The 12,880-nt window shown below is 73.9% G+C and carries 10 protein-coding genes; 3 read left to right on the forward strand and 7 right to left on the reverse strand.

Annotation, left to right across the window (positions count from 1 at the left end; translation table 11 throughout):
• Positions 1 to 126: 126 nt before the first annotated feature.
• The 3 genes from PYR91_RS34800 to PYR91_RS34810 all read right to left on the reverse strand — a co-directional run bounded on the left by PYR91_RS34800 (position 127) and on the right by PYR91_RS34810 (position 3,164).
• On the reverse strand, positions 127 to 1,362 hold the full coding sequence (locus tag PYR91_RS34800; protein WP_279787005.1) for a cation:proton antiporter: 1,236 nt from the start codon (positions 1,360 to 1,362) through the stop codon (positions 127 to 129).
• A 178-nt stretch (positions 1,363 to 1,540) separates the two neighbouring features.
• Entirely contained in the window at positions 1,541 to 2,686 is a 1,146-nt protein-coding gene (locus PYR91_RS34805; RefSeq protein ID WP_279787007.1) for an FAD-dependent monooxygenase, read from the reverse strand.
• A 1-nt stretch (position 2,687) separates the two neighbouring features.
• On the reverse strand, positions 2,688 to 3,164 hold the full coding sequence (locus PYR91_RS34810; protein ID WP_279787009.1) for a transcriptional regulator: 477 nt from the start codon (positions 3,162 to 3,164) through the stop codon (positions 2,688 to 2,690).
• 184 nt (positions 3,165 to 3,348) lie between these two features.
• On the opposite strand from PYR91_RS34810, the gene PYR91_RS34815 reads away from it, so the two are divergent.
• Both PYR91_RS34815 and PYR91_RS34820 read left to right on the forward strand, forming a co-directional pair.
• Positions 3,349 to 4,035, forward strand: a complete 687-nt coding sequence (locus tag PYR91_RS34815) for an MBL fold metallo-hydrolase (protein ID WP_279787011.1) — start codon at positions 3,349 to 3,351, stop codon at positions 4,033 to 4,035.
• Between the two features lie 197 nt (positions 4,036 to 4,232).
• Positions 4,233 to 5,255 carry a PP2C family protein-serine/threonine phosphatase gene (locus PYR91_RS34820; RefSeq protein WP_279787013.1) on the forward strand — a complete coding sequence of 341 codons (1,023 nt, stop codon included), beginning with the start codon at positions 4,233 to 4,235 and terminating at the stop codon, positions 5,253 to 5,255.
• Between the two features lie 210 nt (positions 5,256 to 5,465).
• Here PYR91_RS34820 and hypF read toward each other — a convergent pair whose 3' ends face one another.
• The gene (hypF, locus tag PYR91_RS34825; RefSeq protein ID WP_279787015.1) at positions 5,466 to 8,138 is read right to left on the reverse strand and encodes a carbamoyltransferase HypF; all 2,673 of its coding nucleotides are present in this window, start codon (positions 8,136 to 8,138) and stop codon (positions 5,466 to 5,468) included.
• A gap of 132 nt (positions 8,139 to 8,270) precedes the next feature.
• Positions 8,271 to 9,293, reverse strand: coding sequence for a helix-turn-helix domain-containing protein (locus PYR91_RS34830; RefSeq protein WP_279787017.1), 1,023 nt, complete (start codon positions 9,291 to 9,293; stop codon positions 8,271 to 8,273).
• Positions 9,294 to 9,365: 72 nt separating this feature from the next.
• On the opposite strand from PYR91_RS34830, the gene PYR91_RS34835 reads away from it, so the two are divergent.
• A complete protein-coding gene (locus PYR91_RS34835) occupies positions 9,366 to 9,824 on the forward strand; it encodes a rhodanese-like domain-containing protein (RefSeq protein ID WP_279787019.1) in 459 nt (152 codons plus the stop codon).
• 126 nt (positions 9,825 to 9,950) lie between these two features.
• Here the strand turns inward: PYR91_RS34835 and PYR91_RS34840 are convergent, their stop codons facing one another.
• Together PYR91_RS34840 and PYR91_RS34845 are read right to left on the reverse strand one after the other, a co-directional pair.
• Entirely contained in the window at positions 9,951 to 11,105 is a 1,155-nt protein-coding gene (locus PYR91_RS34840; protein ID WP_279787021.1) for an acyl-CoA dehydrogenase family protein, read from the reverse strand.
• 31 nt (positions 11,106 to 11,136) lie between these two features.
• Entirely contained in the window at positions 11,137 to 12,252 is a 1,116-nt protein-coding gene (locus PYR91_RS34845) for a Xaa-Pro peptidase family protein (protein ID WP_279787023.1), read from the reverse strand.
• Positions 12,253 to 12,880: the final 628 nt, after the last annotated feature.

A 12,880-nucleotide genomic window follows, 5' to 3' on the forward strand; every position in this document is an offset into this window, starting at 1 on the left:
CCGTTCAGCCTGCGGCGGAAGGCGCGCGAGCGAGTCTCCCGCCTGCGAGCGGGCAGCCCGCACGATCGGGAGCCCGTGCGCTCGTGCGTTGCCACCGCAGCGCGACCGATGAGCCGGCGGGCAGGGTCACGCCGGGGCATCGGTCGCTCCGCCTCTCAGCCGGGTCCGGATCCGGCGGGCCGCGCCGTGCCAGGCGGGTGTGTCGCGCTCGTCGTCGAACCAGCGGGCCACCACGACGTCGGTGGAGGAGTGCAGCAGGATCGAGGCCACGATGGTCACGGCGACCAGGGTGAACACCTGTTGGGCCGCGGTGATGGCGGAGTTGAGCACGATCAGGGCGTAGACGACCGAGGCGAAGCCCTTGGGGCCGAACCACATCACGGCCGCCACCTCCCGTGGGCCGAGCCCGGAGCGCAGGAAGGACAGCCAGATGGCCAGCGGGCGGGCCAGCACCAGGGCCAGGATCGCGAACAGCCAGCCCCGCCAGCCCACCGAGGCCAGCAGGGCCGGGGAGATGAGCGCGCCGAAGACCAGCAGGGCGGCCAGTTTGAGCAACTCGGCGATGAGCTCGCCGAACTGTTCGAAGGATTCGCGCTGGCGTTCGCCGAAGGTCGCCACGGTGATCCCAGCGGAGAAGGCGGCGAGGAACAGGTTGCCGTGGGTGGCCTTGCCCAGGGCCAGCACCAGCAGGCCGATGGCCACGGCGTTGAGCGGCTCGTAGTGGTGGGAGGCGGAGAACCAGCGGGTGCGCTCCAGCATGATGGCCGCCCACGGCACCGCGACGCCGATCAGCACTCCCAGGCCCAGTTCCAGGCTCAGCTCGCCCAGGTGCAGGTCGGCCGACCCGGCCGCGACGGCGAGGAACACCATGACGAACGGCAGCGCCAGGCCGTCGTTGACGCCGGACTCCACGTTCAGCAGCTGACGCAGCCGAGGGGGCACCCGCTCGTTGCCGACCAGCGCGGCGGCGAACACCGGGTCGGTGGGTGCCAGGATCGCCCCGATGAGCAGCGACTCGACCCAGCCCAGCCCGATGACATAGTGCGCCGCCAGCGCGGTGATGACCAGGGTGAGCGGCAGACCCCAGCCCAGGGCCCGGCCGGGCAGCCGCCAGGCGCTGCGCAGGTCGGCCCAGCCGACCCGCATGCCGTCGGTGAACAGCACCGCGAACAGCGCCAGCTCGGCCAGCGTGCCCACCACCGGATCGCCGGGTGTCAGCGGGATGAGCCCGCTGACACCGTCACCCAGGACGAACCCCGCCAGCAGGAACAGCGCCGCGGTCGACAAAATCGTCCGGTTCGCCAGGCTGGATACCAGGACCGCCAGCAGCAACAACGCGGAGAAGGCGAGCAGCAGGTTCATCGGCGGGCTCCGGTCCGGTGGCGGGACGTGCGGTAAGAACTGCCGACCAGACTTCCCGGCGCACCGTCGCACACCCTAACAACCCCACAGAACCGCCGATACCCGCGCCTATGGGAAAGTCGCCGATCTCCGGACCCCCCGGCCCACGAGAGATCGGATCCGGCCCGGGTGGGATCGTTCAGCGGGGTAGCCGCGGCGGCCTCCAGTCCCATACCGGGGCGAGTGCCCGGGCGGCCAAGGTGGGCCAGCGCGACGACGGGACCATGCGTACCGCGAGCGTTCGCAGCTGGTACCCGACGGCGTTGCCCGAGGTCGACGCCAGGCCCTTCGCGCGCGCCTGTTCGACGATGGCCTGGGTGCGGGGGCGTCGTCGCTCGTCATAGCGGGCCAGCGCCTCGGGGACGTCACCGGCCTCGGCGAGGGCGGCGGCGAGCACGACGGCGTCCTCCAGCGACTGGGCGGCGCCCTGGGCCATGTCGGGGTGCATCGCGTGGGCGGCGTCGCCGAGCAGGACCACCCTTCCGCGCACATAACCGTCCAGCGGGTCCAGGTCGGTGATGTCGTGGTGCAGGACCGCCTCAGGCGGGGTCGCGTCCAGCAGGCGCTCGATCGGGTCGTGCCAGCGGTGGACGCGGCGGCGCACTTCGGCGAGCTCGTCCTCGTAGCGCACTCCGGACCGGTCGGCGTGGGCGCCCAGCGCCCAGTACACCCGGCCGCGCCCGACCGGCATGGTCAGGAAGTACCGGCCGCGGCCCAGGGTCATGCCGGCGTCGACGCCCTCCGCCCGCGCGACGCCCCGCCAGACCGTGTTCCCCCAGAACCGCGGGCCGGGCGCCTCGGGCCACAGCAGATGCCTGACCGTGCTGCGCACTCCGTCGGCCGCCACGACCAGATCGGCCGCCCACTCCTCGGCGCCGCAGCTCACCGTGGCCTCGTCCGCGCCCTGCCGCACGGCGGTGACCTGCGCGCCGGCGCGCACCCACCCGGCGGGCAACGCGTCCATGAGCACCCGGTGCAGGTCGGCGCGGTGGAAGCCGAGCAGCGGGCTGGCGGTGCCGGGCAGCGCCCGTGCGATGTGACCGCCTGATGGGGTGCGCAGGTTGAACACGCCGTGAAACGGCACCCCGACTGCCCGCGCCTGATCGGCGACGCCGAGCTCGGCCAGGGCGCGCAGGGCGTTGGGCGACTGGGACATGCCGGCGCCGAGCTCCCCGAGTTCGGGAGCGCGCTCCAGGACGGTCGCCGTCCAGCCGATACGCCGCAACGCGATGGCGGCGGCCAGGCCGCCGATGCCGCCGCCGACCACTACGGCGTTCTTGGGCATGTCAGGTCTCCTTCGCGGGGGTGGGGGGCAGTGCGTCGTCGAATACCTTCGCCATCCAGCTGAAGATGTGATGCGCCTCACGGATCCGCGCGGCCCGCGCGGACCGCGGTCCGATCAGGTCCATGCCGTCACCGGCGACCTCGCGAAACGCGGTCAAGGTCGTGATCTGCCGTCGGACGACCTTCTCCCAGGCACCCTCCTCCACCCGGTAGTAGGCGGTGCGCTCGCCGGGCCGGGTGCGCCGGCTGACGAATCCCATGGTCAACAGCACCCGCATGTTCGTGGTCAGGGCCGCGCGGCTGGCTCCGATCGCCTGGCTGATCTGCCCGGCCGACTGCTCGGGCGGGTCGCAGATCATCAGCCAGCCCAGAACGCGTCCCGCGACCGGCGGCAGGCCGTCAGCGGTGAGGAACATCGCCACCCGCTCGACCCAGAGAAGCACCTCGTCGTGATCCGCCTCACGCTCCACGCCCTTCATGTGGCCAGCTCCTTCATTAATGGAAAGCTATTTCACAATATTGTGAAATCACAGTCAAGGAAAGCCCCGGCGCACGCCGTCATGATCGCCTGAGGGCTGACATCCTGTGCGGATGCGACAGGTAACCGTTCTGGGCAGTTGTGGTGCCTTTCCAGAGCCGGGGCGGGCCTGTAGTGGGTTCGCGGTGGACTGGGATGGATACCGGTTGCTGCTCGACCTGGGGTACGCCGCGCTGCCGCGGTTGCTCGCACACTGGCCGGACGGCGCGGTGGACGCCGTCGTCGTCACCCACGAGCACCCCGACCACTGCGTCGACCTGCACGGGCTGTTCCGGATGCGGCTCTACGGCGACCCCGGCGGGCCGCGGCTGCCGTTGTACTGCCCGCCGGGCGTGCTCGACCGGCTCGGCGGGCTGGAGCCCGATGCCGACCTGCGCGCGGTCTTCGACGTGCGTCCGCTGCCCGGCGGTCATCGTGTGGGGCCGTTCACCCTGACCGGAACGTCGCTGCCGCACTACGTGCCCAACGCCGGCATCCGCCTGGAGGCCGGCGGGGTCGCCCTGGCCTACACCGGCGACACCGGCCCCACCCCCGCGCTGGCCGAACTCGGCCGCGACGCCGACCTGTTCATCGTCGAGGCCACCGACCGCGACGGCGAGACCGACCGCCCCACCCGCAACCTGCTGACCTCCGCGGAGGCCGGTCACTGGGCCCGCCGCGCGGGCGCCCGCCGGCTGATGCTCACCCACTTCTGGCCGGGCAACGACCGTGCCGCCTCCGTGGCCGCCGCCCGCGAGGAGTTCGGCGGTGAAGTGCTGGCGGCCGAGGAAGGACTCCACGTCACGCTGAGCGACGGGGGGGGCACATACTGACAAAGAGGGTCGAAGCATGACATAAGCGTCGGCGTGGCTGTACGCAGACCCTTGCCGGGCGTCAACGAGGTCGCGACCCGACTTCCGGGGTGTGGCGTGCGGTGATGGCGCACCGACATGGTGTCCCGATAACTTGAGGGGATTGGAGGTTTGCCCTGAACGCTCTGGCGACACACATCCCCACCAAATCGCACACAGTGCTGAGATCACTGCCGTTCGTCGCCATCGCCGCCGTCGCGTGCGTCGATCTACTGGCCGGTCCCCGACTGGGTTTCCTGCCATTGCTGACGCTGGGTCCCACGTTCGCATCGGTATCGGGAAGCGTGCGGCGCACTCTGGCCGTGGGCGTGCTCGCGCTCGCGGTCTGCCTGCCTCTGGCCCACTACAACGGGCTGCTGACGACTCCGCAGAACAATCTCACCATCGCGGCCGTCATCGGCGTCACCGGTGCCAGCGCCCTGGCCAGCCACCTGCGCATCAAGCGTGAGCGCGAGCTCGCCAACGTACGCCTGGTGGCGGAGGCGGCCCAACGCGTGCTGTTGCGCCCTGTGCCCCGCCGGGCCGGCGACCTGCGCATCGCGCTGTCCTACACCTCCGCGGCGGCGGAGTCGCAGATCGGTGGTGACCTTTACGAGGTCGTCACCACCCCGCGCGGCGTCCGTCTGCTCATCGGCGACGTGCAAGGCAAAGGTTTGGAGGCGGTGGAAACGGCCGCCTGGGTGCTCGGCGCGTTCCGCGAGGCCGCCTACGACGAACCCGACCTGTCGGGCGTGGGGCAGCGCGTGGAGAACAGCCTCACGCGGCATCTGGGCGGCGAGAAGTTCGTCACCGCGATCCTCGCCGAAGTCCATGAGGGTGAGATCTCCCTGCTCAACTTCGGCCATCCCGCTCCCCTGGTCCTGCGCCGCGACGGATCCAGCGCCTTCGCCGAACCGGCGACGGAATGCCCGCCGCTCGGTCTGGTGGCGCTCGGCCCCGACAAGCCCCAGCCGCACCGCATACCGTTCCAGGAGGGTGACCAGATCCTCCTGTACACCGACGGCGTGATCGAGGCTCGCGATGAGTCAAGAGCCTTCTACCCACTGTCGGAACGAGCGAAGGTGCTGGTCGACCCTGACCCGCAAGCCGCTCTGGACGAACTGCGCGCCGACCTGCTCGACCATGTGGGCGGTCCCCTCCTGGACGACGTGGCGATGCTTCTCCTGCGCCGGCACGCCTGACCAGCCGTCCCGGCCGTCCCAGGGAAGCGGGATTCTGATGAACGGCTCTCACGGATCGGCATCGGGATCGGCGCCGCGGCGACCGGGCGACTGCGCACCGCCGCACGCCTTCCGTGGTCGCGGGTTCCTTCTCGCGGGCCCCGATACGGCGCCGGTTCGGGTGGGGAGACGGCGCATGGTGGGGTGAACAGTCCGGTGGGCTGGCCGGCGTTAGGCGAGATGGTCTCTCGCGGCCGCGATGGCGGCCTGGCCGAGGCTGATGCCGGCGTCGTTGGGGGGGACGCGGGTGTGGGTGAGGACGCGGAAGCCGGCGGCGCGCAGGCGGTGCGTCGTGCGGTCGAGCAGGAGGCGGTTCTGGAAGACGCCGCCGGACAGGGCGACGGTGTCCAGGCCGGAGGAGTCGCGGACGGCGGCGCAGCAGCGGGCGACGGCGTCGGCCAGGCCGTTGTGGAAGCGCGCGGCGACGGCCGGCGGGGCGGCGCCGGCCAGCAGGTCGGCGGCGGACGCCCGCACCAGATCGGCGCCGGAGACGACCAGCGGCGAAGGCTCGTGCGGCGTGCCGCCCGGTGCCGCCGGCACGCGGCCGCCCTCGTCCGTGAACGCTCCCGTGGCCGGGCCGGCCGTGCGGGCTTTCGTGCCCGGGCCGGCGGTGAGGGTCTCCGTGGCCGGGCCGGCGGTGAGGCTCGGGGCCGAGGGCGTGATGGTCGCGTGGTAGGTGCCGCGTTCGTGAGGGTCCGCGCGCTGTTCCAGTTCGATGGCGGCCTGGCCCTCGTAGGCGACCGTGTCGCGGAGGCCGAGCAGGGCTGACACGGCGTCGAACAGGCGGCCCGCGCTGGACGTGGGCGGTGCGCCGACGCCCGAGCGGGCCAGGGTGAGTACGTCGGCCCAGCGGGCGGCGTTACGCCGTGCCACCGCCAGGCCGGGGGGCGGGTGACCGTCGTAGGCGGCGTCGAGGTAGGCCGCGGCCATGCGCCACGGCTGCCTGACCGCCGTCGGCCCGCCGGGCATCGGCACCGGGGCCAGGTGGCCGGCCCGCTGGAAGGTGAACAGGTCGGCGAGCAGGAACTCGCCGCCCCACAGGGTGCCGTCGGTGCCGTACCCGAGCCCGTCGAAGGCGACGCCGATCACCGGCCCCCGTTCGCCGTTGTCGGCGAGGCAGGCGGCGATGTGGGCGTGGTGGTGCTGCACGCCGACGAGCTCGACGCCCGCGATCTCCCGGGCGTGTTTGGCCGACAGGTACTCCGGGTGCAGGTCGTGCGCGACCACCTCCGGCTCGATGCCGGTCAGGCGGCGCAGGTGCGCGATGCCGCCGGTGAACGATCGCAGGGTCGGGTAGTCCTCCAGGTCGCCGATGTGCGGGGAGAGGAACGCGCGGGCGCCGCTGGCCAGGCAGAAGGTGTTCTTCAGCTCGGCGCCGCAGGCCAGGATCGGCCGCGGCGCCTCCCGCGGAAGCTCGACGGGCTCGGGCACGTACCCCCGGGAGCGGCGCAGCACCATGCCGCCGCCCGGAGACGGGCGGACCACCGAGTCGTCGGCGCGGACGTGGATGGGCCGGTCGTGGGTGAGGAAGGCGTCGGCGATGCCGGCCAGGCGTTCGAAGGCGTCGGAGTCCACGTGGACGATCGGCTCGTCGGACACGTTGCCGCTGGTCAGCACGATCGGCGCCCCTACGGCGGCGAGCAGCAGATGGTGCAGAGGCGTGTAGGGCAGCATGAGGCCGAGCTCCCGGCCGCCCGGAGCCACCTGCGCCGCGACCGGGCAGGGGGAAAGGCGCGGCAGCAGCACGATCGGCCGCGCCCGGCCGGTCAGCAGGGCTTCGGCCTCCGGGCTCACCTCGCAGAGCAGCCGCGCCTCCGGCACGCCGGCGGCCATCACGGCGAACGGCTTGTCCTCGCGGTGCTTGCGCCGCCGCAACGCCGACACCGCGGCCTCGTCGCCGGCCAGCGCCGCCAGGTGGTAGCCGCCCAGCCCCTTGACCGCCAGCACCCGCCCGTCCCGCAGCAACGCGGCGGACGCGGCGACCGGGTCCCCCGGCAGCCCGGCGGACGCGGCGAGCAGGTCGCCTGGCAGCCCGGCGCCGCCGGGGCCCGCCAGCCGCAGCCGGGGGCCGCAGGCGGGGCAGCAGATGGGCTGGGCGTGGAACCGCCGGTCGCCGGGGTCGTGGTACTCGGCGGCGCAGGCCCGGCACATGGGGAACCCGGCCATCGTCGTGAGCGGCCGGTCGTACGGCACGTCGCGCACGATGGTGAACCTGGGCCCGCAGTTGACGCAGTTGACGAACGGGTAGCCGAACCGCCGGTCCGCCGGGTCGGCGAGCTCCCGCAGGCAGTCGTCACAGGTGGCGGTGTCCGGCGAGATCAGCGCGCTCGCCCGGCCCGTGACCCCGTCGCCCGGGCGCCGCCGCACGCCGCCGCTCCGGCACGCCGCGCCCACCCCGGCCGTGCCACCCGCCCCCACCCGAGAGCCGTCCCCCCGCTCCCCCGCCGTGGCGCCGCCCCAGCCGCCCCCGGAGTCCCCTGCGCCGCCTGCCCGAAGGGCCTCCACGGCGCCGGCGCCGGCGCGGCTCACATCGGCGTCTCCGACTCCGCGCCGGCCACCGGCGGTGCTCTCGACGATCGTGAAGCCGGTGGCGCCGCCGGGCTTGCCCGCGGCGACGTGGATCTGGTCGATGGCGGCCAGCGGGGGCGGATCGAGCTCCAGCGCGGTGAGGAACGCCTCGATCTGGCGTCGCGGCCCCTCGACCTCGGCGAACACGCCGCCCGCGTCGTTGCCCACCCGGCCGTGCAGCCCGAGCCGGGTGGCCAGGGAGTACACGAACGGCCGGAACCCGACCCCCTGGACCACGCCTTCGACCCGCACCTCGACCCGTGCCCACTCTCCCATCAACCAAGTGTGCACCGTAACCAAGCGGAAACACACCGTGACGACACGACCGTCCTCAGGCGTCGTCCCGCCGGTCGATAAGGAAAGGGCCGGGCGAAGAGCGGGGCCGCGGGCCCGAGGCCGGCGGTCGTGTCAACCGGAGGTGGGGTCGCCGGACGGCTCCGGGTGGCCGGTCTGGAAGGCGCGGCGGTAGGCGGACGGGGAGGTGCGCATGGTGCGGGTGAAGTGGTGGCGGTAGGTGACGGGGGTGTCGAAGCCGGTGGAGCGGGCGATCCGCTCGACCGTCATGCCGGTGGTCTCCAGCAGGACGAGGCTGGCCCGGACGCGCTGGGTGATCAGCCAGCGGATCGGCGTGGTGCCGGTGCAGCGGGCGAAGTGGCGCAGGTAGGTGCGGGCCGACATGTGCGCCTGACGGGCCAGCGCCTCGACGCTGAGCGGGGCGGCCAGGTGCTCCAGCGCCCAGGCCATGCTGCGCGCCACCCGGTCGTCGTCGGGGGCGGCGGGCATGGGCGCCTCGATGAACTGGGCCTGGCCGCCGTCGCGGTGCGGCTGCACCACCAGCCGCCGGGCCACCGCGCCGGCGATCGCGGCGCCGAAGTCGAGCCGGACGACGTGCAGGCACAGGTCGAGCCCGGCGGCGCTGCCCGCGCTGGTCAGCACGTCGCCGTCGTCGATGTAGAGCACGCGCGGATCGACCCGGACGGCGGGGTACCGGCGGCGCAGCAGGTCGGCGTAGCGCCAGTGGGTGGTGGCGGCGCGGTCGTCGAGCAGGCCCGCTCCTGCCAGGGCGAACGCGCCGGAGCAGATCGACATGATCCGGGCGCCGCGCCGGTGCGCCCGCCGCAGGGCCGCGACCACGCCCGGCGAGGCGGCGGCGGTGACGTCCGGCACGCCGGGCACGATCACGGTGTCCGCTTCGGCGAACGCGTCGAGGCCGTGCGGCGTGTACAGGCTCGCGCCGCCGACGACGCCGACCGGCCCCGGCCGCTCCGCGCACACGGTCAGCTCGTACCACGGGACGTCGAACTCGGGCCGCGCCAGCCCGAACACCTCGGTGACGATGCCGGTCTCGAACACCGACATCCCTTCGTAGGCGAGGACGGACACCGTCGGCCGCCGATCGGCCGCCGGGCCCGGCCGGACCTCTGGGGGCATGGCGGGATGTTAGCGCAAGGTGTCATGGGCGCCGCTGGCGGGCGTCCGGCGGCCGCCGGGAGGATCGGGGGCATGTCGAACGTGCTGTCCACCCCGCCCGCGGCCCCCGCGCGGGCCGCCGCCCACTTCGCCGGGCGGCTGAGCTTCGAGACCGACGTCAGCGACGTCCACGCCGACCTGGAGGCCGGCGTGACCGGGCTGGTCGTGGTCGACTCCCGTGGCGGGCAGGCCTGGGAGCAGGGGCATCTGCCCGGCGCCGTCCACCTGCCCACCGCCGAGATCGCGGCGCGGGCCGCCGAGCTCATCCCGGCCGGCGCCGTCGTGGTGACCTACTGCTGGGGGCCGGGGTGCAACGGCGCGACCCGGGCCGCGCTGGAGTTCGCCACGCTCGGCTACCGGGTCAAGGAGATGATCGGCGGCTTCGAGTACTGGGTGCGCGAAGGACTCCCGGTGCGGGCCGGCGACGACCTCACCCGGCGCCCGGTCGACGACCTGACCGCGCCGCGCCAGGCGGTGACGTGCGACTGCTGAGCCGCCGCCCCACACCCACGGCGAGGCACGTCCGGCGCTCGACGGCGCCGGTCGCCGTCCGGGGCCGTGTGGTCGCGGTGTACGCGGCCCGCGGCAGCGCCGGACGTCAGTGGCCGGGGGTGGGCGTCAGGTGGCGTCCTTGGTGAGGGCGCGGCTGATGACCAGGCGCTGGATCTGGTTGGTGCCCTCGACGATCTGCAGGACCTTGGCCTCGCGCATCAGGCGCTCGACCAGGAAGTCCTCGACGTAGCCATAGCCGCCGAAGACCTGCACGGCGTCCGTGGTGACCCTCATGGCCATGTCGGAGGCGAACAGCTTGGCCATCGCCGCCCGGGTGCCGTAGGGCCGTCCGGCGTCGCGCAGCCGCGCGGCGTCCAGGTAGAGGGACCGCGCGGCGGCGACCTGGGTCGCCATGTCGGCCAGCATGAAGCCGACGCCCTGGAAGTCGGCGATGCGCGAACCGAACTGGCGGCGTTCGCGGGCATAGGCGGTGGCGGCGTCCAGCGCCGCCTGGGCTACGCCGACCGCGCAGGCGGCGATGCCCAGGCGCCCGCCGTCCAGCGCGGCCATCGCGATGCGGAACCCCTCCCCCTCCGCGCCGACCAGGGCGTCCGGGCCCAGGCGCACGCCGTCGAGGCGCACCTGAGCGGTGGGCGAGGAGCGCATGCCCATCTTGCGCTCCGGACGGCCGAACGACAGCCCCGGGGAGTCGGCGGGCACGTGCAGGCAGGAGATGCCGCGGGCGCCGGCGCCGGAGGTGCGGGCCATGAGCGTGTAGAAGTCGGCCACGCCGCCGTGAGTGGTCCAGGCCTTGACGCCGTTCACGACGTAGCCACCCTCGCCGTCGGCGGCGGCCTGCGTGCTCAGCGCGGCGGCGTCCGAGCCCGAATGCGGCTCCGACAGGCAGTACGCGCCGAGCGTCTCGCCGCCGATCATGGTGGGTAGCAGCTCCGCCCTGCGCTCCTCGCCGGCGTACGCCGCGACCGGGAAGCACGACAGGGTGTGCACCGACAGGCCCAGGCCGACGGCGAGGTAGGCCCCGGCCAGCTCCTCCACGACCTGGAGGTACACCTCGTACGGCTGGGCCGCGCCGCCGTACTCCTCCGGGTAGGGCAGCCCGAGCAGGCCCGATCGTCCCAGGGTGGTGAACACCTCGCGGGGGAAGCGGCCCTCGGCCTCGTCTCCGGCCGCGCGCGGCGCCACCTCCTTGGCGATCAGGTCGCGGACGAGATCGAGCAGGTCACGGGATTCGGCGGTGGGCAGGACGCGGTCGACCGGCATGGCTTGACACTCCAGATCACGGGGGGACGACTCAGACCACGACGAGCTCGCGGGGGCGGACGTTGAGACGCTCGGCCCCGGACGGCGTGCACACGACGATGTCCTCGATGCGGGCGCCGTGCCTGCCGGGCAGGTAGACCCCGGGCTCGACCGAGAAGGCGTGACCGGGGACGAGGGGCTCGGTGTTGCCCGCGACGATGTAGGGCTCCTCGTGGGTCTCCAGGCCGATGCCGTGGCCCGTGCGGTGGATGAAGTACTCGCCGTAACCGGCCTCGGTGATCACCTCGCGGGCGGCGGCGTCGACGGACTCGCAGGAGACCCCGGGGCGCACGGCGGCGCAGGCGGCGTCCTGGGCGCGGCGCAGGATCTCGTAGTAGGCGGCGAAGTCGGCGGGCGGCTCTCCGACGGAGTAGGTGCGGGTGGAGTCGGAGCAGTAGCCGCTGGGCATGCGCCCGCCGATGTCGACGACGACCGGGTCACCCGCCTGGATGACCCGCTGGGACAGCTCGTGGTGCGGGCTGGCGCCGTTCGGGCCGGACGCGACGATCACGAAGTCGACCGTCTCGTGCCCGGCCGCGACGATGGCCTCCGCGATGTCCCGCCCGACCTCGCGCTCGGTGCGGCCCGCCTTCAGCAGGCCCGGCACCAGGGCGTGCACGGCGTCGATCGCGGCCCCCGCCTCGCGCAGGGCGTCCACCTCGGCGGGGCTCTTGGTCATGCGCAGGTCTCTGAGCACCGAGCCGGCGAGCAGCTGGCGGGCCTCGGGCAGGACGTCGCGGAAGCGCAGCGACTGCATGGCCCACATGCGGTCGGCGAGCCCGACGTCGGCCACCGGGCCGATCCTGCGGGCCACCAGCGCGTACGGGTCGTCGGTCTCGTCCCACGGGACGAACTCCACGCCGAGCCGCGCGGCCGGCGAATGCTCGGCGGCCGGTAGCTCCAGCCGGGGCACCACCATGAACGCCTCCCCCGCGGCGGGCACCACCAGGCAGGTGAGCCGCTCCAGAGGGAGCGCCTCGTAGCCGGTCACGTACCGCAGGTCGGGCCCGGGCGTCAGCAGCAGCGCGCCGATTCCCGCGGCAGCGGTCGCCTCTCGCAGCGCCGCCAGGCGGGTCACGGGGTAAAGGTCCAAGGACGTCGCAGTCACCCCGCCAATGTATCCACCCCCGGGGCACGGCCCTCACCCCGCTCCACCGCGGGCCGCCGCACGACGGCGCCGCCTTCGCCGTACCGGGACCCGCCGCATCGGCGCCGGCGGGAGGGTTCCGGACGCGGGACGAGAAGAGGCCCGCCCCAGGGGCGGCACTCACCCCACCGCCCGGCAGCCGCCCGGCCCCGTCCACCTGCGGAACCCACGACGCCCCGGCCCGAGGCGGCCGGGCAAGAAGGGGGCGAGACGGCGTCCTCGGCGGGTCCAGAGTCGGGCGGTGCCGTAACGGTCCGGGCATGGGCAGGCGGGGGATGTCGCCGGCCCGGCGCCGAAGCCATGAGCGGGTGTGGGAGTCGGCCGCGCCGTTCCCAGGTCGGGCGGTGCCGTGCGGTCCGGGCATGGGCGGGCCGGAGATGTCGCCGGTCCCGGCGCGGGAGGTGCGAGCGATGAGCGGGTGGGAGTCGGCCGCGCCGTTCCAGGGGCTGTTGGTGCCGTGCGGTCCGGGCATGGGGGCCGGGGATGTCGCCGGCCCGGCGCCGAAGCGATGAGCCGGGGGAGCCAGCCGCGCCGTTCCCAGGTCGGGCGGTGCCGTGCGGTCCGGGCATGGGCGGGCCGGAGATGTCGC

Origin of the sequence: Sphaerisporangium sp. TRM90804, from assembly GCF_029846175.1 — a bacterium.
Lineage (GTDB): Bacteria > Actinomycetota > Actinomycetes > Streptosporangiales > Streptosporangiaceae > Sphaerisporangium.